Here is a 19873-nt window from a genome sequence, read left to right on the forward strand (position 1 = left end):
CCGACCATCAGAACTTCGGCGGTTCCTTCGGTGGCGTATAAGGCACCTTGCCGTCGCCCAGGAAACGTCGGTTCGTCGCCTCGGCCACTCGGTTGCACAGCACGTCGCCCATCGTCGGACGATCCGTCTTGCACTGCTGGCGCAGTTCTCGCAAACGCACGGGGTCAGCAGCCAGTTCCTCCACGCTGGGCACGGCAGCGGGCTTGGACGGCTCAGACTTGCCGCAGGCGACCAGCAGAACTGCTAGCGACGACATAGCGATGATCTTGGATAGGTTCATGGCTTGAATCCTCCGAAGTGAAACGGGGCCAATGGCTAAGCGTCTCCCGGTCCCAGGGCTTCGACCCGCTCGATAAAGCGGGCTAGCGCCTGCGACGGCTCGGCGTCGCGGCGCAGCAGATAGGTAGTGAGCATGGGCGACTTTCCCGCGAGCGGTCGGCCCACCACGCCCGGCTCGCGGCTGGAAGCGATGTGCGCGGCGCCTGCGAGCCCTAGCGCCAAGCCGGCCGACACGAAAGTCATCATCACGTCGAACGTGGCGACGTACTGTTCGATCAAGGGCTCCCGGTCCTGCTTGCGCAGGATGCGGTCGATCTGCTTGGCATGGCCTTCGCAAACTGCCGGGTCGCCCAGCACCAGGGGATGTTGCAGCACTTCATCCAGCGGTACCTTCTTGTGGGCCAGTAGTTCATGGCGCGCGGGCATGGCGACCATCAGCTCATCCTCCCAGGCGGGTTCGATGATGATGCCGTCGCCCACCTCGTCGGCCATCGAGAAGCCCACGTCGTATAGATCGTCACGCAGGCCGCTGAGCTGCTGGGCCAGCGGCACCTCGAACAGGCGGATCTCGATCTCCGGGTCTTCCTCGCGGCAGCGCGCCAGCAGCGCCGGCAAGCGCGAGGGGGTGATGCCGTCGGACAGCGCCACGCGCAACCGGCCGTGAAAGCCATTGGCCGCTGCCTTCACGCTCTCACGCGCCTGGTCCAGCGCCAACAGCACGCGAGGCGCGTTCTCCATCAGCAGCTTGCCCGCAAGCGTCAGGCGCGTGCTGCGGCTGGTACGCACGAACAGTTGTGCGCCCAACTCTTCTTCCAATTCCCTGATGGCGCGCGACAGTGGTGACTGTTCGATATGCAGCCGCTCCGCAGCGCGGGCGAAGTGCAGCTCCTCGGCAACGGCCAGAAAGTACCGAAGGTGACGAAATTCCATGAGTCGATGTCCCTGTAAAGCTCGAAGGAGTCTGTCGTGGTGCCGTAACGGCGTTCATCGTTGTTCCTTTCAAGCGGTTACGCCCTCATGTGCGGGCTCTGCCGTGACATCCTCTTCTTGCTCGTCCGGGCGATGGGCCAGCCGATACAGAATCGGTAGCACCAGCAGCGTCAGCACGGTGGAAGACAAGATGCCTCCGATCACTACGGTAGCCAGCGGGCGTTGCACTTCCGCGCCTGTTCCCGTGGCAATCGCCATCGGGATGAAACCCAGCGACGCCACTAGGGCCGTCATCAGCACCGGCCGCAAGCGTGTCAGCGCGCCCTCGCGGATGGCTTCATCCAGCGGCGTTCCGTCCTCGCGCAAGCTGCGGATGTAGGAAATCATCACTAGGCCATTGAGCACGGCCACACCTGACAGCGCGATGAAGCCCACGGCAGCGGAAATCGACAGAGGAATGTCGCGCAGCCACAGCGCCAAGATGCCGCCGGTCAGCGCGAACGGAATGCCAGTAAAGACCAGCAAGCCGTCCTTGACGTTGCCGAACATGGCGAACAACAGCAGGAAGACCAGCAGCAGCGACACCGGCACGACGATCTGCAAACGCTGCGTGGCTGATTGCAGATTCTCGAAAGTGCCGCCCCAACTCGTCCAGTAGCCCGTGGGAATCTTGACCTGTGCCAGCGCCGCCTCGGCGTCGGCCACGAACGAGCCCACGTCACGGCCACGCACGTTGGCGCTCACCACGATGCGGCGCTTGCCGTTTTCGCGGCTGACCTGGTTGGGGCCGGGTGCCAGCTCGAAGCTCGCCACCTCGGCCAATTGGATGAAGTTCGTCCGTCCTTCGGCACTGCCGGTGCCACCCGTTCCGCGCGGCAGCGGAATCGGCAGGCGCTTCATGCTTTCCACGTCGTTGCGCAAGGACTCTGGCAGGCGAACCAGGATGTCGAAGCGGCGGTCGCCCTCGAACAGTGTGCCAGCCTCACGCCCGCCGATGGCGGTGGCCACGGCATCTTGGATGTCGGCCACGTTCAGCCCATAGCGCGAGGCTTTTTGGCGGTCGATATTCACGGTCAGCATGGGCAAACCGGTGGTTTGCTCCACCTTGACCTCGGACGCGCCGGGAATCTTCTGCAACATGGACGAGATCTCTTCACCCGTCTTATTCAGGACATCCATGTCGTCGCCAAAAATCTTCACCGCCACATCGCTACGGACCCCTGAAATGAGTTCGTTGAAGCGCAATTGGATAGGCTGCGAGAACTCGTAGTTGTTGCCCGGCACCTTGCCCACGACCTCCTGAATGGCCGCCAGCAATTCGTCGCGCGACTTGCGCGGCTCCGGCCACTCGGACACCGGCTTGAGCATGATGTAGCCGTCGGAAATGTTCGGCGGCATGGGGTCGGACGCGATTTCCGCCGTGCCGGTGCGCGCGAAAACGCGGTCGATCTCGGGGAACTTGGCCTTCAGCGTGGCTTCCAGTTGCTGCTGCATCGCAACCGATTGCGAAAGGCTGGTGCCCGGAATGCGCAGCGCCTGGATGGCGAAATCGCCTTCGTTCAGGCTGGGCACGAACTCGCTGCCCATTCGGGTGGCGATCAGGCCGCACAGCACCACTGCCACGGCGGCTGCCGCCAGCATCACTGCTTTGGCCGCCATCACGCGATCCAGCAGCGGGCCATACCAGCGCTTGGCCTGCACGACCAGGAAGTTTTCCGTCTCGCTGACCCGATGGCCGATGAACAGGGCGACCGCTGCCGGGATGAAAGTCACCGACAGGATCATGGCCCCCACGAGCGCGGCTACCACCGTGAACGCCATCGGGTGGAACATCTTCCCCTCGACGCCGGTCAGGGCGAAGATGGGCAGGTACACCACCATGATGATGAGCTGCCCGAACAGCAGCGCACGGCGTGATTCCTTGGATGCCAGGAACACCTCGTGAAAGCGCTCCGCCCGCGTCAAGGGCCTGCCCTGGTGCGCCTGCGCATGGGCCAGTCGGCGCACGCAGTTCTCGACGATCACCACCGCCCCGTCGATGATGATGCCGAAGTCCAGCGCCCCCAGACTCATCAGATTGGCGCTCACCTTGTAGTGCACCATGCCCGTGAAGGTGAACAGCATCGACAAGGGAATCACCGTCGCCGTGATGATGGCCGCTCGGATGTTGCCCAGGAACAGGAACAGGATCACGATCACCAGAATCGCGCCTTCCAGCAGGTTCTTCTTGACCGTGCTGATGGCTTTGTCCACCAAAACAGTACGGTCGTAGACGGTCACCGCATGGACCCCCTCAGGCAGGCTGCGGTTGATCTCCACCATCTTCTTGTCGACGGCTTGCGAAACCGTTCGGCTGTTTTGGCCAATCAGCATGAAGACCGTGCCCAGCACCACTTCGCGGCCGTTGTCTGTGGCTGCGCCGGTGCGCAGTTCGCGCCCCAGCCCCACGTCCGCCACGTCGCGCACCCGGATTGGCACGCCGCCCGCGCTGCTGAGGATGACATTGCCAATGTCCTCCAGCGTCTTGACTTGCCCAGGTGCCCGGACCAGGTACTGTTCGCCGCGCTTTTCGATGTAACCCGCACCCACGTTGCCGTTGTTTCGATCCAGCGCCGTCACGATGTCTTGCAGGGTGACGCCCAGCGAGGCCAGTCGCTCGGGTATCGGCGAGATTTGGTATTCCTTGGCATAGCCGCCAATCGAGTTGATCTCCGTCACGCCGGGCACGTTGCGCAACTGCGGCTTGATGATCCAGTCCTGAATCTCGCGCAGGTCGGTGGCCGTGTAGGGCATGCCATCAGGTTTCTTGGCGCCGTCCTTGGCCTCGACCGTCCACAGGTAAATCTCGCCCAGGCCGGTGGAGATTGGCCCCAGCGCAGGCGTGATGCCGGAAGGCAGTTTTTCCCGCGCCTCCTGGATGCGTTCATTGACCAACTGGCGCGCGAAGTAGATGTCGGTGCCGTCCTTGAAGATCACGGTCACTTGCGACAGTCCATAGCGCGACAGGGAACGGGTCTGCTCCAGGTTGGGCAGGCCCGCCATCACGGTTTCAATCGGGTAGGTCACCCGTTGCTCGGTCTCCAGCGGTGAATATCCTGGCGCTTGGGTATTGATCTGTACCTGGACGTTGGTGATGTCCGGTACGGCATCGATGGGGAGCTTTTGGTAGTTGAACACGCCGACGGCAGCCATACCGATGACTGCCAGCAACACCAACCATCGGTGCTCGATGGCTGCGCGAATGAGTTTTTCAAACATGTGCGTTGCTCCGGCATCAATGGGTGTGTTCGGCAGAGGCTTTGCCAAGCTCTGACTTCACGACAAAACTGCCAGCCGACGCATACGGAGCCCCCGCCTTCAGCCCTTGAACCACCTCGACGCGCTTGCCATCACTACGGCCCAACTGCACGGGCTGGGCAATGAAGCCACCATTCACTTTCAAAAACACGACGGGCTTGTCGCCCACGGTCTGAATGGCATCACCGGCCACCGTCACGGGCACGTCGGCCTCAGATGAGGTCACTTCCACGTTGACAAACAGTCCGGGACGCCAAGCGCCTTGGGGGTTGGACAAGACCACGCGGGCCTTGGCCATGCGGGTTTGTTCGCCAATCAGCGCGCCAACAAAGGTGATGGTGCCTTGCGCGCTGGCATCGAATGCCGTTGCCTTGATGGTGACCTTTTCGCCGACCCTGACCAGTGGCAAGTCCTTGGCAGGTATGTTGATTTCAGCCCAGACCTGTCCCAGATCGGACACGGTGAACACGGCGGCGTCTTCCTTGACGGCCTCACCCAGGCTGAGATGCTTTTCAATCACCAGGCCATCGAACGGGGCGCGCAACTCAAAGCGATTCAGCCCTCCCGAAGATCCCGCGCTCAACCCCAAGGCCGACAGCTTCTGCTGAGCATTGGCCACAGCGACTTGCGCCTCGTTTAACGCCTGCCCTGCTTGTAGGTAGTCCTGCTCGGCGGAAATTTTCTGCTCCCAGAGCCGCTTTTCACGCTCGAACGTGGTCTTGGCCAAGGCCAGACGCTTTTGTGCTGTCTGCAACTCGCTGCGCTGCTCAGACGCAGCCGGGCTGGCAATGACTGCGAGAACCTGTCCCTTCTTGACTGCTTGACCCAGACTGGCCTGAACGCTCTCGACCACTCCTGCAATGCGTGGGACAACGTGCGAAGTCCGGTCTTCGTTCAAGCGAATTTCCCCGGGCAATTGCAAGGCTGACTTGATTCGTGCCGCGCCAGCCGTGTCGATGCTAATGGATGCCGCTTTGATTTGTGCATCACTGAGTTCGACTTTCCCCTCCTCTTGGTTGAGGACGAACATGAAGGGTTCGTTGGCTGTCTGGGCAACGATGCTGATCTCGAACGCGTGCGGCTCCGGCACGACCTCGCGGCTCAGCAGGCTGTCCTTGTCAGGCGCGAAGTTGAGCGCCTGCTTCTCGCCGGTCAAGCGCGTGACGGTGGCGCTGACCTTTGCAGTGTTGCTGGCAAGTGGTTTGCCCTTGTCATAGAGCCAGATTCGCAAACGAGGCTCACCGCCTTCCTCCGCGAGCAACGCCTCCAATCCGAAATCCCCTTCATTGAACAGTTTGCCGCCATGCACCCCCTTGCTCGGCCCTTCGTGGTGCTCACCGTCCGCATGGCCCTTGTCGTGGTCGTGCTGGTCACCACTTGCCTTGTCGTGATGCTCACCATCACTGTGGGCCTTGGCTTCAACGTGGCTGCCGTGACCCTCGCCCTCGGCGCTCTTATCCGTCTTGCCGCCGAGAATGGCGCTGCCCAGTCCTATGCCCACTGCGGCGATCACGGCGATGGCAAACCACTGCTTCTTGCCGACGTTCAGTTTGTTCGTTTCGGGTTTCATGTTCATTCCTTGTTTGCAGGCAGGGTGGTCGTGGATTCGGATGCGCCGATCACGCGATCCATGTCCGCCGCCGCGCGGTGCGCATCGGCGAGCGCCTTGAGGTACTGGGACTTGGCGGCAAAGTAGGTGCGTTGCGCGTCCAGCACTTCCAGGTAGTTGAACTTGCCGTAACCAAAGCCCACGGTGGCCGCGTCATAGGCGCTCTTGGCCCCTGGCAGCACCTCTCGCTGCAATATGTCGATCTCGCCGCGAACCGACGCCAGCCGCTCGCGGGCTTGCAACAGCTCTGTGTTGAGGCGCAGATTCAACGCCTGGAGTTCATCCCTCGCCTTGTCTTCACGCTTCAACGCTTCCAACAGATTGCCCTGATTGCGGTCGAACAAAGGCAGCGGCACGGAAATGCCGAGCATTAACTGATTGCGCGCTAACTCGTTCGGACGCTTCACGCCCAGGCTGACCGTGACATCGGGCGTCTGCTTGCTGCGCTCCACGTCGGCCAGCGACCGACGGCGTTCGATCTCCAACTGCGCCCGGCGCAATGCCGATGAGGCCGACAAGCGCTGCTGGATGTCATCCAGCGAAGGGACGTTGGGAAGATCGTCCACGCTGCCCGCTACCTGGGTGAAACGCGGCGGGTTGGCCCCGAGCAAACTGGCCAGCCGCGCGCGGGCACTGCGTTGTTCGCTCTGCGCCTGTGCCAGTTCAACCCGCACGCCGGCCTCGGCCACCCGAGCCTTGGTTTCTTCGACCGGGGACACCTTGCCCGCCGTCACGCGCTTGGCAACGGCATCCGTCGCTTGCCTGGCCAGGTCAACGCTGTCCTGGGCCAAGGCCGTGCGATCCTGGGCGGCCAGCGCCTCAAAGAAGGCGGCAACCACAGCGGCGCGAATTTCAACGCGCCGCGTGTTCAGTTCTTCAACTGCGACGTCACGCCCTCGCTCTGCCGCGGCAATGCGGGCAGCGCGCTTGCCCCCCAGCTCGATGGGCAGATTGATCTGGACGCTTTGCGTGCGGGTTGGCGTGCGTTGGTCTTCGAGCGAGTACGCCAGCTCGGGATTAGGACGTACTCGTCCCTGAATTACCTGGCCCTCCACCGCCTCGATTTCCCGTTGGGCGACAGTTAGGTCAAGATTCGCCTCCAAAGCCAGCGCGACGGCCTTTTGCAGAGTCAGGGGCGTTGCTGCTTCAATCTGCTCTACGCCGTTGGCGCTCTGCCCAAGAGCTGGTGCCGTCGGCAATAACTGAGCGAAAGCCGTCCCCGTCATGAGCGCAAGGAGCAAGCCTGCCGCAACCGCCCTCGCGTTGTAATTGTGAATATCCTTCAGCATCCGATTCTCCAGTGATTTGAAATACACAAGGGAATCGGCGGGGGGGCGATCCAGATGATCGCCAGCAACGTCATCACATCAGCCGCGCGAAGCCGGCTGGATACCGTAGCGCGCCATGCGCGACGGCAGGGGTGAGGACGAAGGGAAAGGAACGCGCTCCCCGCCGATCAGGCGAGGACACGCCACTGAGGGCGCTCTAAACGTTCAGGTGGAGGCGCAGCAAGGTGCTCCGGGGGATACCCCGTATCCAGGGACGGGCTGACCGGCGACGCCAGCTTGACATCCCCTGACAAGACCGAGAAGCACCCGGCATGACAGGACGCGCAATCAGGATCGCCACCCAGGGTCTTGGCCGGATCAGGGCTGGCATCCTGGCCGTCGGCCGCCTTGTGCTGATGCGCATGGTGGCCGAAGTGCTTGGCCGCAGCTCCGGTTTCATGCTGGCAATAACTGGCCACTGCCGCCCAACTGAATTGAAGCGGCAAGAACACCAGCAAGACGATGGCCAGCCATTTGCGCATAGGGGTAACAGTGTAGCAGCTACATGCTTTACTTTGCCACTCCTCGCTGCTTGGGTTTTCTCAGAGCCCCGTGCGCGTAGCGTGCCTCCTCTCAGGTTCATCCTGCATCAAATCAGAGCCGCTTCGATATTCGGCGAGTTGTGGCCGCTTTGACGACTGAGGCGACACGAGGGGGCGCCACAGCGCAGGGTACGGGCAACTGGAAGCCTTCAATGCTGATGTTGCGCATGAACTGTTCACGCCGTTGGCGACGTTGATGGGGGGCACTGAAGTTGCTTTGCGCAAAGCACGCGATGCCGACACGTTGCGAGATGTGTTGGGCTCGCACCTCGAAGATCTCCAGCGCATGTCGATGATCGTGCAGGACATGCTCTTTCTGTCGCAAGCCGACCGTGGGGCTGAGGCCCGCCGCGAGCATGTCGCCAGTCTGGCCGGCGTTGCGCGCGCGGTGGTGGAATTGCACGAGGCGGCCATTGAAGAGGCCGGGCTGAAGGTTCGTATCGACGGCGATGCCACCGGCTTGGCCGATGTGCGCCTGTTGCAGCGCGCGCTATCCAACCTGATCGGCAACGCAACCCGACACGCGCATCCGCACAGCACCGTTGTCGTGCAAATCGACCGGCTGGACGGCGAGATCGCCCTGCGGGTGGTGAACGAGGGGCAGACGATTTCAGCCGAGCATTTGCCCAATCTGTTCAACCGCTTCTACCGGGCAGATGCGGCGCGGTCGGATGCCGCCCGCAATCATGGACTGGGCTTGGCCATCGTGGCTGCCATCGCCCGCATGCACGGAGGGCGGACGATGGTCGATTCGAGCAACGGCATCACGTCTATCGGGCTCATGGTGCCCACCCCGCGCGCGCAATAGTCAACGGATCGGGCACCACCAACAGACTGGCTCCACTAGCCAATTACTTCTTCCAGCAGGAGAAGCGCCAGAAAGCCGACAAAGAACATCGCCGTCACCCAGGGGCGATCTGGCGTTTCGTGTGCTTCGATCAGCAGTTCTTCGGTCACGAGGTAGAGCAACGCAATCAGACCAAACGCGAAGAAGCCAGTCAGAAGAGGGTTGGGCAACAGCGCCACCGGCGCTCCAAGCAAGGCCCCGATCGGCAGCAAGAGCACGAGCGCGGCCGTGATCCAGACGACCCTGGCACGGGAGCGAACGCTCTCGCCGAGTTCCGTGGCCACTGTCAATCCCAGGAACAGAACCTCGATGGTCAGGGCGATGGTCAGAAGCAAGCCGACCTTTGGGCCAGCCGCAAACCCGATACCAAGCACCAAGCCATCAATCAGGATGTCGATGCCGATCACGGTCAGGAGACCGGCCGGCCCCTTCGCCAACGCTTCCAGATGCTTCACCAGCAGCATGGTGGCGACGCCGATTCCGCCGCCGATCATCGTCGCCCAAGGCGAGGCCCGGTGCATGATGTCGGGCAAGATTTCGCCGGCCGCCGCCGCGAACACGACGCCAGCGGCGAAATGCTGAATCGCGCTGACCAGTGTTGGCCCCGGCCGCACGTTCACCGCGACCGCAGCTCCGATGATGGCGGCCGCTGCCGGGATCAAGGTGTAGATCCAGGCCGAGATCACCATGACTTAAGTTACCGCGTTGCCGCACTGAGCACAGAATTTCGCGCCGATCGGAATGACGCTACTGCACTTCGTGCACGACGCTGGCACCAGCGATGTCCCGCACTGGCCGCAAAAGCGAGCGCCGTTCGGATTGATCGCTTTGCATTGCGGGCAAGTGATGCCGCTGGCCGAAGGCGCCGGATTGCGCCCCCAGTCGTGACTGCTGGGGCCACCGTGGCCATGGCTACTGCCATGCCCGTGGGAGCCGCCATGCCCCCCGCCGTGGCCGCCGCCATGCCCACCAAAAATTCGATCCAGGATTCCCATTTTCAACACTCCATATTCGGTTTTACTGACCCGCCTGCTGCCTGAGCAGCCTCAGCCCGTTGAAGACCACCAGCAAGCTCGCCCCCATGTCGGCGAACACGGCCATCCACATGGAGGCATCGTCGAAGATCGCCAGCAGCAGGAACACTAGCTTGATGCCCAGCGCGAGCGCGATGTTCTGCCATAGCACGGCGTGGGTGCGCCTGGACAGCCGGATCGTTTCGGGCAGGCGGCGTAGGTCGTCGTTCATGACCACCACGTCGGCGGCCTCCATCGCGGTGTGGGTGCCCGCGCCGCCCATAGCGAAGCCGATGTCAGCCTTCGCCAGCGCGGGGGCGTCGTTGATGCCGTCGCCGGTCATCGCCGTGACGCCCATGCGCTGCTGAAGCTCGCCGATGGCCTGCAACTTGTCCTCGGGCAGCAGGTTGCCACGCACCTCGGCGATGCCCGCCTGGGTGCCGACGGTTTGCGCCGTCGCCAGGTTATCGCCCGTCAACATCACCGGCGTCACGCCCAATGCCTTCAGGTCGGCCACGGCCTGCGCGGATGAGGATTTGATGGTGTCGGCTACTGCACAGATGGCCATGACCCGTTCGCTGCTGGCCAACAACGTGACGGTGCGGCCAGCTTGCTCATGCACTGCAAGGCGGGCTTCGAGGTCAGCCGAACACTGCCCGCGCTCTTCAATCCAGCGGTGGTTAGCCAGCACATAGGTATGGCCGTCGATCACCCCCTGCACGCCGCGCCCGGCAACAGCCTGAAACTCATCCACTTCTTGCGTGGCGGACGACACGCCATCTGCGATGGCCTTGGACACTGGATGATCCGACCGCGCTGCGAGGCTCTTGGCCAGCCCCTCCAGGGCTTGTTGGCCGAGTCCTGTGTCCACGGGCTCGAAGGCCACCAGCTTGGGCTTGCCTTCGGTGATGGTGCCGGTCTTGTCCAGCGCCACGGCCTTGATCTTGCGCGCCTCTTCCAGGTACACACCACCTTTGATCAGGATGCCTCGCCGCGCCCCAGCGGCCAAACCGCTGACGACGGTGACGGGCGTGGAAATCACCAAGGCGCAAGGGCAGGCGATGACCAGCAGCACCAGGGCCTTGTAGGCGGCCTGCATCCAGGTCAGCCCCATGAGCCAGGGCGCCAACAACGCAACGGCAACGGCCAGGACGAACACCGCAGGCGTGTAGACGGCGGCAAAGCGATCCACGAAACGCTGCGTGGGCGCACGGGAAGACTGGGCCTGCTCAACGGCGTGGATGATGCGCGCCAGCGTGCTGTCGGACGCGGGGGCCGTGACACGGATTTCCAACGCCGCAGCCTGATTGATGGTGCCGGCGAAGACTTCATCGCCGGGGCTCTTGTCCACCGGCAAGCTTTCGCCGGTCACGGGGGACTGGTCAATAGCGCTCTGACCTAGGCTCACGATGCCATCCAGCGGAACGCGCTCGCCAGGGCGAATACGCACGGTCATGCCCACAGTGACTTCCTTGACTCCCATGCGCACCCAATTGCCATCGTCTTGACGCACTTCAGCTTGCTCCGGCGCGAGCGCCAGCAGGCTCTTGATGGCGCCGCGCGCCCGATCCACGGCGCGGGCCTCGATGGCTTCCGCAATCGCATATAGGGCCATCACCATCGCCGCTTCGGGCCACTGGCCGATCAGGAAAGCGCCGGTCACGGCCACGGTCATCAGGGCATTGATGTTCAAGCGGCCCTGCCGCAGTGCAGCCAGCCCCTTGCCGTAAACCGAGAAACCCGACAGCGCGATGGCCGCCGCGGCCAGCGCCATTCCCAGCGCCTTGACAGGTACGCTGTCTGGAAAGGCGAATGCCAAGCCCTCGGCCGCCACAGCCAACCCCAGGGCGCCCAGCGACTTGCCCCATGTCGTCCAGAAGCCCGTTGGCGAGGCAACCGCAGCAGCCGACGAGCCTGTGTCGCCAAGAGGTTCCGGCTTGAAGCCTGCCTTGCGGATTGCGTCTAGCGCCTGCTGCAAGACAGGATCATCGGCGGCAATGGCCAACTCGCGTTCGCCCAGATTGAATTGCAGGCTACGAATTCCCGCCATGCCGTCCAACGCCCGGCGGATTTCCGACTCCTCCGAGGCACAGTCCATATTCGCAATGCGGAAGCGCTGGACATTCTTCGCGCCGAGGGGTTCTGGCTTGAAACCCGCTTTGCGGATCGCTTCTAGGGCCTCGGGCAGCGCGTGGTCATCGGCGGCAATGGCAAGCTCTCGATCCCCCAGGTTGAATCGCAGGCTGCGAATCCCCGCCATGCCTTCCAGCGCCCGGCGGATTTCCGACTCCTCTGAGGCACAGTCCATGTTTTCTATGCGAAAGCGTTGCGGCCCAATAGTCGTTGCATCAGACGCTGTTGGCTCGGGCGCCACAGGCACTGTTGCACAGCCACTCCCGCAGCAGGCAGCGTCGGCGTGTTGGCGTTGGTGGGCAGAGTTCATGAAATTCTCCTTTTCAGTCAGATTGGAAACCCTGTACCCACTACAGAGTCAAGCGCCTACAATGAGCCTTGGAGAAAAACCCGCGACCGCTGAAGATGAACTCATGAAAATCGGCGAACTGGCTAAGGCCGCACATACCCAGGTAGAGACGATCCGGTACTACGAGCGTGAAGGCTTGCTACCCGAAACGGCCCGTACGGATGGCAACTACCGCATGTACGCAGAAGAACACGTTGACCGGCTGTCCTTCATCCGGCACTGCCGGGGGTTGGACATGACGCTGGATGAAATCCGGGTTCTGTTGCGCTTCAAGGATGCACCGCACGAGAACTGCGCCCAGGTGAACGACCTGCTCGACGAGCACATCGACCATGTGGCTACCCGCATCAAGGAATTGAAAGCGTTGGAACGACAGCTCAAGACCTTGCGGGAACGCTGCCGTGAATCCCAGCAGGCCAGCCAGTGCGGCATCTTGACCGAGCTGTCCTCAGCATCGCGCCATCTGCACGAACCGGCGACGCGCAGGGGCCATGTTCATGGGGCACATAGCCTCAAGTGACTAGCCCAAAGAAACCCCAAGCCGACGCCCGATTTCCCATGAGGTCGTTCCGCCACGCACTGTCGCCGCAAGCGGCTGCCCCAACCGCTGCTCGATCACTGGCCTCCACGGTACCAGGCTGAAGCCCATGCCGTCGTCCAGCATCGCATACCGACCGCTGGCGAGCATGAGGCTGCGGCGGTAGATGCCGGCCACGCGCTGGCCGTCGGCCACCGGGCGGTGCTCCAGGCCGGTTTCGGCGGCGATGTCCTTGGCGGCCTGCGCCAGCTCGCGGCTGCGCAGCGTGCCCAGCAGGTTTCGGGCGAGGATCACGCGCTGCCCGCGCCGCTCGGCCAGTCCCTGTTCGGCCAGGAAGTCGGCGCGCTGCTGCATCGCCTGCTTGGCCTCGCCGCCAAAGCCGAGGTCGCCCAGGCCCGAGCCGCCGCCGATCAGTTGCTGGTCGAGCCAGGTAGCCCCGATGACGCGGGCCTGCCGCTCGATGGGCAGCTGCGATTTCAGTTCCACGGCCACGCCGCCCAGGCGCTGCGCGTCGTACTGATGGCCACGCTCGGGCAGATCGTCCGGCACCTTCCATAGCCCTTCGGCCACGCGCTCCACGATGCCGGCGCGGCGCAGGGCTTCGAGTCGGCGGATGTGGGCCGCGACGACTTCCTGCGGATCACGGCCCGGCACGGCCTGACCCTGCGCGACGGCCAGGTGATGGTCGGTGCGGTATAGGCCGCCGCTCGCCAGTGCGGTGATGTTCTTGTCGGCTGCGCGCACGTCGGCCGATCCCTTCACCTCCACTACGGCGCCGGCCGGATAGTTCGCCAGTTCATCGTGTGCGTTGAGCGCGACGTAGTGGGCCTTGCCGTCCACGCCGTCGATGACCAGATAGCCCCGGTCGCGCAGCTCGTCGGCCAGCCCCTTCGCTGCCACGCGGCCGAGAATGGTTCGGCCACCTCCATCAGCATCTTGGCCCGGCTCGAACACCGCCAGCTCGCGCGGCTCGCCGCGCATGGCCCGCTGCATGGTGCGGATGATGTCGCCACGCTCGCCCAGGGCGCGCAGGGTCTTTTCGGCATCGGCATGGACAGCCCAGGTGCCCGGCTGCATCTCGTCAGCCAGGCCCAGGAGCTGCAAGCGTTGCAGGCGGCCGATCAGCAGCAAGCGCTGGCGTTGCAGTCGGGGTTCATTGAGCCGTTCGACATGCACCAGGCCATCATCGCCGGCCTCGCGCTTCAAGGTGCGATCCAGGCTCGTCCACCGCTCCTGATCCACCTCGCGTCGCAAGGTCTGCTGGATCTCCAGTTCGGTGCGCGGCCCCAGCCGTTCGGTCGCCAGTTCGGCGGCACGATGGCGGAACCCGTCGGCGATGTAGTCGCCCGCGATGATGAGGTCTTTGCCGGTGTCGTCGCGCCCGCGCACGACGATGTGCGTATGCGGGTTGTCGGTGTTCCAGTGGTTGACGGCTACCCAATCGAGGCCCGTGCCCAGGTCGGCTTCCATGCGGCCCATCAGGTGCCGCGTGTAGGTGCGCAGGTCTTCCAGCTCCGCGCCGTCCTCCGGCGAGAGGATGAAGCGGAAATGGTGCCGATCGTCGGCGCAGCGTTCCTTGAAGGCGTCGAGGTCGGCGGCATCGGTCAGCGGCCCGTAGGCTTGGCCCGGCTCGCCATCGCGGCCCACGCCGTCGCGCTCGATGTAGCGCAGGTGCTTGGCGAGTGATTGCGGGCTGGCCCGTTGCTGGTTGACCAGCAACGTCTTGATGGTCACGCGCCGCGACATAGGCGTGAGCTTCGCGCCTGCGAAGCGTGCCGCCGTATGCCCGCGCCCTAGTCGAGAGCCGGGCCGCTGGCCAGCGCGTGCGCTGCTGCCGCCGGCTGCGGGACGGCGCATCGACGACTTGCCACTGCTGGCCTTGCCTGCCTGCTTGAGCACCCTGGAGACGAAGCCCTGGCCCCGGTTCTTCGGGGCACTGGGTCGGATGCGGAAATCGTCATCGCGGCGGTCGGTCATGGCTGCGCTCCCTGCAAGCTCTGGCGTGTCCGGGCGTGCGAAGCACGCGGGCACGCCTGCATCGGCGCGGGCCTCGCGCCCCACGCGGCACGGCGGCGAAGCCGCTCCGTGCCGCGCCACCCCCACGTGCAGACAGGCTTTCGACGCGGCCCCGTGCCGCGTCCTTTTGTCTTGCCTTCCGCCTTTGCCCCTCGCTGGCGCTCAGGGCAGCGGCGGCCCGGCGGCGCTGCTGCGCGAGCAGCCTGCGCGCCGGCGAACGCAGACACGGCCGCAGGCCGGGCGCGTTCGAGGCAAGACGCCTGCACGTTGGACTGCCGCACCGGAGGCAGCGCGAAGTGCGGTGCGAATGCACCCGCACTGCACGCGCGACGACACGGGGACGAACAGCAGAACGACACGCCCGATGGCACGATGATGCGCAGCGAATCGGCGGCGATCATGGGCGTGACTCCAGCCAGACCGGACGTGCAACGCCGATCACGGCGGCGGCGCTGACCGGCCCGAAATACCGGCTGTCGAATGACGCCGGGTTAGTCGCACTGAGCAAAAACAGCTCGCCAGGCCGAAGGCGGCGGCACTGCGGCCAGGATGGCAGCGGCCGGCCCCAGCGATCGGCAGACAGCACGGCGGCCGAAGGCACGCCGTCGATGCGGACTTTGCCGTCAGCGATGCACACCTCCTGCGGCGCGACCGCGCCCACGCGCTTGAGCAACGGGATGCGCGTCGGTAGGTAGCCGCGCTGCGCAGCGAGCGCGGCGGCCTCTGCGGGCAGCGGCACCAGCACGATGCTGCCCACGGACAACGGACGTGGCAGCGAGCTGGTGCGATGGTCAAGTGGATCGACGCGATACCAACCGACCGCCACGCTGTCGGACGGGTTGTAGGTCAGGCGCGGCAGTGGATGCACGAAAGACGCCCAGGCCAGCGCAGCGAGGCCGCAGGCGGACAGGCCCGCCAGCACGAGGCGAGCGCGCAGGCGCGAGCGAGAACGCGGCGTTGTGCCGGCGGTGGAAACAGCGGTCATGGCAGCGCCCTCCCGACCAGCCAGGCGGCGTGCCGCTCGGCGCTGTATTCGGGCAACGGCAAGCGCGCAGCGAGCCGGTTGCCCAGCGTGCGCCAGTACGCGGGCGAGGCGGTAGCGGGCGCGATGCCCAGCGCCTCGATAGCGGCGATGCGTTCCAGCACGGCGCGCACCTGGTTGTCGCCCTCGACGTGCAGCAGCAGGCGTGCACTCGGCTGAACGCCGGGGATGCGCTGCGCCGCATCGAGCGGCGTGCAAGCCTGCATCACCATGAGCTGCCAGCGGATCGTGCCGTAGTCGTTGGCCTGCCAGCGAATGCGGCAGAACATGGCGCCCGGCAGGAACACGGCGCAGCGCCGCCAGCGGTCGAGCTGGTGCGTGCGCGCAGGTTCGCCGAAGCGCAGGTAGAGCTTGAAGCGCGGTTCGATGTAGGCCAGCGCCACGCGCGTCAGCGGCGCGCTGGCAGGCTGGCCGGAAGGTGCTGCGAGCGCAGCCGTGGCCGCGAAGGCAACAGGCGCGGGGGCAGACGAAGCGGATGCAGTCATGGCGTGTTCTCCCTGCGGTGTTCTGGAAACTCCCGCTCCAGCAGGCCGCGCAGCAGGTCGGCCACGGTCACGCCCTGCGTGAAGGCCGACACCTTGATGCGCGCCCGCATGGCGGGCGTGATGTCGAGCGTGAGGCGGGCCGTATAGAGGTCGCCCTTGCCCAGCGCATCGGCGTCGCCCTGGCGAATCCACGCCTCGGCGTGCGGATTCGCGGGCGGACGCGCGCCGATGCCGACGCGCTTTACCGTGCGTTTGCTGTTCGGTGGCGGCTTCGCAGTCATGTCGGCCACCGCAGCAGTTCGTCCACCAGCGCAGTGATTTCGCGCGCGGCGGCGCTGTCCGGTGCCGTCTCGCGTGCCAGCCGGCCAGCGGCCACGCTGTCGGCGAACACGATGCGTTGATGTACTTCCGCGCGCAGCGCAGGAAGCGGCTGCTCAGCCAGCGCGCCGCGTGCTTCGCGTCCGATGACGGTGGTACTGACGCGCCGGTTGATGACGAAGGCCGCGCGCAGCGTAGGCCGAAAGACTTGCGCCTCGCGGATCAGCGCCACCATCTCAGCGCTGGCCCACAGGTCGTAGGGGCTGGGCTGCACCGGGATCAGCACGCGCTCGGCCGCCAGCAGCGCGGAGCGTGCCAAGGCGGCGATGCGCGGCGGGCCGTCGATGACGACGTGATCGGCCCGCCTGGCGAGTTCTGGTGCCTCCTGGTGCAGGGTTTCGCGTGCGAGGCCCACGGCGCTGAACAGCCTTGGCAAACCTTGCTGGCTGCGGCGCTGCGTCCAGTCCAGCGCGGAGCTTTGGGGGTCGGCGTCCAGCAGCACGACATGCTGGCCGCGCATCGCCAGCTCGCCGGCGATGTGGGTGGCGAGCGTGGTCTTGCCCACGCCGCCTTTCTGATTGAGCAGCGCGACGATCATGGCGCAGCCCTCCTTGCTGGAAAACCTGCCTTTGATCGGCCTGCAAAACCGGCTTGCCGGTGGCAAAAATCACTGGCCCGCGCGTGCCGTTTGGTGGTTGTCCACCGAAACGCCGCACTGCTACTACTAATGTTAGGAATTAAGTTAGATAAGTTAAGAGAGGCCGAAACCCGCGCCAGCATTGGGTTTGCGGCCGATTTTGTTGCCTGATAGCACGAGGATTCGTTGCCTGATAGCACGATACTTCTGTTGCCTGATAGCACGAGCCCGTCCACAGGCTTTGCCGCAGTTATCCCCGTGCCGTGGGCGGCACGGGCCGAAACGTCAGCAGCGGCGCGGCAGCAGTGCTGAGGTATTCGATGCCCAGGCGATAGCCGGGCAAGGCTTGCCGAGCCACCAGCGCCCGCAGGTCGGCGGCGAAGTCGTAGTACCGCGCCACGCTGCCCGATTTGCGGTACAGGTGCTGGAAGTCGAATTGCCAGCCCCCCGGCTGTCGCCCACCGTGCTTTCGCACCAGCCGGTACAGCCACCGCTCGATGCCGCCCGTGAGCCGGAAATACGCTGGGTCGATGGTCAGCACCAGGGCGGCATCCATCACGCCGGCATAGAACCAGTCTGGCAGGATCAGCTCCAGCCCCAAGGGCGTGCCCTTGGCATCGGCCAGTTCCTTCCACTCGTTGATCCACGAGAAGCGGTGCAGCCGCCTTCCTGTGGTCTCCCGAATGGATGTGGCCACCGTGGTCGACTGCAGCCGATCCAGCGCGGCCTTGAGACGCTGGTAATCGCGCAGCGACGTACCGCGCCCGATGAAGCGCAGGATCTCGTAGGGTGTGGCCTGCATCAGCCGCGACGGGCGCAGGCCCGCGTCGCGCGCTTCCACAATCTGGCTCGCAGCCCAGATCAGGATGTCCGCATCCCAGATCGTGGCGATGCCGTGCTCCTGTGTACCCTCCACGCGGATCGTCACCCCACTGGCTTGGAAGTCGATAGGCGCTACGCGCCGCGACTTCGCCAGCGAGAAGAACGGAAAGGCCATCAAGTCCTGGCTGTCGCGCGGTGCCATGTCGCCCGGCAGGGCGCGGAACAGGTCGAGCTGTTCGCGCTCTGGCACGGGCCGCTGCCGGGACGGCAGCGCAGGGCTGGACATGGCGAAGGCCACCCGCTCGCCAACGATCAGCGCGCACGGCTGTCCGCCGAGTGCTGCTCGGCGTATTCGGGATCGGACGTAGTTTCGTAGCTGCGCTCGGCGGCCCAGGCATCGAGGTCGGCCACGGCGTACATGACGCGGCGGCCGAACTTGCGGAACTTGGGGCCGCCACCCAGCACGCGCTGCTTTTCCAGTGTGCGCGGCGACAGCCGCAGGTAGTCGGCAGCTTCGTCGTTGGTGAGATAACGCTGCGGTTGCGCGGTAGCGGTCGAGGTGGTTGCGGGAGCGGCGGCAGGCCGCAAGGGAGCGGGACGCATGGTGAGAACCTCCATAGCTTTCAAAGCTCCGGCCACACAGCGCAACCGGATGGAGGCAGTCTCAGAAAACGAAGCTCTCCTGCTCAGGGTCGTTTTGCGTGGCCTTCAAAACGACCCTTCTCAAGCGGAGCAAGCTGTGCTAGGCGGCGATAGCCGCCGCGCATCAGCGCATCGCCGCGCCGCGTCAGGCGGCGCACCTTGGAGCGCAGGCCGCCGTCGCTGTACCAACCAGCCGCGGCATCCACGCCGAACAAACCTTCGGCCACGTCGCGCAAGGACGCGCCCGTCAGGGCCGCGTCGAGCGCCTGCAAGGTGTGCAGTTCCAGCAAGGCCGAATGCGATGGCCGGGGCCGCGCATCGGCCAGCGCCGCACCGGGCGCATGGCCGCGTGCAGGTGCGGCAGCACCGCCGTGATGGGCATAGGCGACAGCCATGCCGTCCTCCAGGCCGGGCGCCAGCGCGAAGCGCAGGCACTGGCCGGGGCTGCGCGCGATCAGCGCCAGTCGCTTGCCGTCGTGGAGCAGGTGTTTGTGGCCGGGGATGTTCCAGAAGTCGAATGCGGCGGCGTCGGGCGGCGGATCAGCATCAGGGTAGAGCTGCACCACACCAGTGTGGCCGGGCAGCCAGGCCGGGTGCGCGTCACGCGCATCCAGCGCCGGGTCTTCCAGCAGGCGCAAGCCCCAGCGATGCCCAGCATCAGAGCGACGCGCACGGCGCAGCCAGTCGAGCCGGTAATCAGGATGGCGGCGCAGGTACTCCCAGGCCAGTGCGAGCGTGTCCAGCCCCAGGACGTAGAGGTAAGCGGCCGTGGGATACCAGTGCGCGAAATGGTGAGGGCTGACCATGACGAAAGCTCCTGTCGAACAGCAGGAACGTCGCCACGGCGGCGAACATGCGGGAGCCTCAAATCAAGGTGGAAATCCGGTTAAGCTGTAACTTCTGGTGTCAAGACCGATAGGGAAGGTCTGCACAACCTCGACCCCACTTGTGTGATGTGAGACATTGCCGCCATGAAGCAATTGAGCCTGGGCGAGAGCGGATTCGAGCGCAAGACCAAGCGAACGCGCAAGCGCGAGTTCCTGGAC

At 64.8% G+C, this 19873-nt stretch carries 19 protein-coding genes and 1 pseudogene; 3 read left to right on the top strand and 17 right to left on the bottom strand.

Translation table 11 applies throughout. The annotated features are described in order from the left end of the window. Positions 1–7 precede the first annotated feature (7 nt). From M3149_RS19155 to M3149_RS19180, 6 genes are all read right to left on the bottom strand, one after another. A complete protein-coding gene (locus M3149_RS19155) occupies positions 8–280 on the bottom strand; it encodes an EexN family lipoprotein (protein ID WP_009523287.1) in 273 nt (90 codons plus the stop codon). A 35-nt stretch (positions 281–315) separates the two neighbouring features. Next, positions 316–1209, bottom strand: coding sequence for a LysR substrate-binding domain-containing protein (locus M3149_RS19160; RefSeq protein WP_066787376.1), 894 nt, complete (start codon positions 1207–1209; stop codon positions 316–318). A gap of 69 nt (positions 1210–1278) precedes the next feature. Next, positions 1279–4467 carry a CusA/CzcA family heavy metal efflux RND transporter gene (locus tag M3149_RS19165; protein ID WP_108500080.1) on the bottom strand — a complete coding sequence of 1063 codons (3189 nt, stop codon included), beginning with the start codon at positions 4465–4467 and terminating at the stop codon, positions 1279–1281. Between the two features lie 16 nt (positions 4468–4483). Continuing rightward, positions 4484–6076 carry an efflux RND transporter periplasmic adaptor subunit gene (locus M3149_RS19170; RefSeq protein ID WP_103519492.1) on the bottom strand — a complete coding sequence of 531 codons (1593 nt, stop codon included), beginning with the start codon at positions 6074–6076 and terminating at the stop codon, positions 4484–4486. 2 nt (positions 6077–6078) lie between these two features. After that, positions 6079–7404, bottom strand: coding sequence for a TolC family protein (locus tag M3149_RS19175; protein WP_024537625.1), 1326 nt, complete (start codon positions 7402–7404; stop codon positions 6079–6081). 167 nt (positions 7405–7571) lie between these two features. Next, a complete protein-coding gene (locus M3149_RS19180; protein WP_083840419.1) occupies positions 7572–7925 on the bottom strand; it encodes a hypothetical protein in 354 nt (117 codons plus the stop codon). 175 nt (positions 7926–8100) lie between these two features. Here M3149_RS19180 and M3149_RS19185 point away from each other — a divergent pair. Continuing rightward, positions 8101–8793, top strand: a pseudogene (locus tag M3149_RS19185) (ATP-binding protein); the annotation flags it as partial. Positions 8794–8828: 35 nt separating this feature from the next. Here the strand turns inward: M3149_RS19185 and M3149_RS19190 are convergent. From M3149_RS19190 to M3149_RS19200, 3 genes are read right to left on the bottom strand one after another with little or no spacing between them, the layout of a single operon-like run. Beyond that, on the bottom strand, positions 8829–9521 hold the full coding sequence (locus M3149_RS19190; RefSeq protein ID WP_009523279.1) for a ZIP family metal transporter: 693 nt from the start codon (positions 9519–9521) through the stop codon (positions 8829–8831). Between the two features lie 3 nt (positions 9522–9524). After that, positions 9525–9827, bottom strand: coding sequence for a double zinc ribbon domain-containing protein (locus M3149_RS19195; RefSeq protein ID WP_082136747.1), 303 nt, complete (start codon positions 9825–9827; stop codon positions 9525–9527). 22 nt (positions 9828–9849) lie between these two features. Further along, the gene (locus M3149_RS19200; RefSeq protein ID WP_027477924.1) at positions 9850–12288 is read right to left on the bottom strand and encodes a heavy metal translocating P-type ATPase; all 2439 of its coding nucleotides are present in this window, start codon (positions 12286–12288) and stop codon (positions 9850–9852) included. Positions 12289–12391: 103 nt separating this feature from the next. Here M3149_RS19200 and cadR point away from each other — a divergent pair, with 103 nt between their 5' ends. Next, positions 12392–12847: a Cd(II)/Pb(II)-responsive transcriptional regulator gene (gene cadR / locus M3149_RS19205; protein WP_024537628.1), complete on the top strand. Its 456-nt coding sequence runs from the start codon at positions 12392–12394 to the stop codon at positions 12845–12847. Here the strand turns inward: cadR and M3149_RS19210 are convergent, their stop codons facing one another. The 5 genes from M3149_RS19210 to parA all read right to left on the bottom strand — a co-directional run bounded on the left by M3149_RS19210 (position 12848) and on the right by parA (position 17324). Then, positions 12848–14842 (bottom strand): relaxase/mobilization nuclease domain-containing protein, encoded by a 1995-nt coding sequence (locus M3149_RS19210; protein ID WP_251711081.1) that lies wholly within the window; start codon positions 14840–14842, stop codon positions 12848–12850. A gap of 436 nt (positions 14843–15278) precedes the next feature. Further along, a complete protein-coding gene (locus M3149_RS19215; protein ID WP_027477923.1) occupies positions 15279–15866 on the bottom strand; it encodes a S26 family signal peptidase in 588 nt (195 codons plus the stop codon). Next, positions 15863–16408, bottom strand: coding sequence for a DUF2840 domain-containing protein (locus M3149_RS19220; protein WP_027477922.1), 546 nt, complete (start codon positions 16406–16408; stop codon positions 15863–15865). Before M3149_RS19220 ends, M3149_RS19215 begins: the two co-directional genes overlap by 4 nt. Further along, a complete protein-coding gene (locus M3149_RS19225; RefSeq protein WP_009523273.1) occupies positions 16405–16689 on the bottom strand; it encodes a hypothetical protein in 285 nt (94 codons plus the stop codon). The genes M3149_RS19220 and M3149_RS19225 overlap by 4 nt, the downstream gene beginning before the upstream one ends. After that, complete coding sequence (gene parA / locus M3149_RS19230; protein ID WP_059400215.1) at positions 16686–17324, bottom strand: ParA family partition ATPase; 639 nt, start codon at positions 17322–17324, stop codon at positions 16686–16688. Before parA ends, M3149_RS19225 begins: the two co-directional genes overlap by 4 nt. On the opposite strand from parA, the gene M3149_RS23070 reads away from it, so the two are divergent. After that, positions 17323–17454, top strand: coding sequence for a hypothetical protein (locus M3149_RS23070; protein WP_255581933.1), 132 nt, complete (start codon positions 17323–17325; stop codon positions 17452–17454). The genes parA and M3149_RS23070 overlap by 2 nt on opposite strands. A 159-nt stretch (positions 17455–17613) precedes the next feature. Here M3149_RS23070 and M3149_RS19235 read toward each other — a convergent pair whose 3' ends face one another. From M3149_RS19235 to M3149_RS19245, 3 genes are all read right to left on the bottom strand, one after another. After that, positions 17614–18471: a replication initiator protein A gene (locus M3149_RS19235; protein WP_059400232.1), complete on the bottom strand. Its 858-nt coding sequence runs from the start codon at positions 18469–18471 to the stop codon at positions 17614–17616. A 26-nt stretch (positions 18472–18497) separates the two neighbouring features. After that, the gene (locus M3149_RS19240) at positions 18498–18788 is read right to left on the bottom strand and encodes a helix-turn-helix transcriptional regulator (RefSeq protein WP_103245942.1); all 291 of its coding nucleotides are present in this window, start codon (positions 18786–18788) and stop codon (positions 18498–18500) included. Between the two features lie 83 nt (positions 18789–18871). Beyond that, complete coding sequence (locus tag M3149_RS19245; RefSeq protein WP_009523269.1) at positions 18872–19633, bottom strand: DUF2285 domain-containing protein; 762 nt, start codon at positions 19631–19633, stop codon at positions 18872–18874. Positions 19634–19873: the final 240 nt, after the last annotated feature.

The organism is Hydrogenophaga intermedia (assembly GCF_023715105.1).
Lineage (GTDB): Bacteria > Pseudomonadota > Gammaproteobacteria > Burkholderiales > Burkholderiaceae_C > Hydrogenophaga > Hydrogenophaga intermedia_A.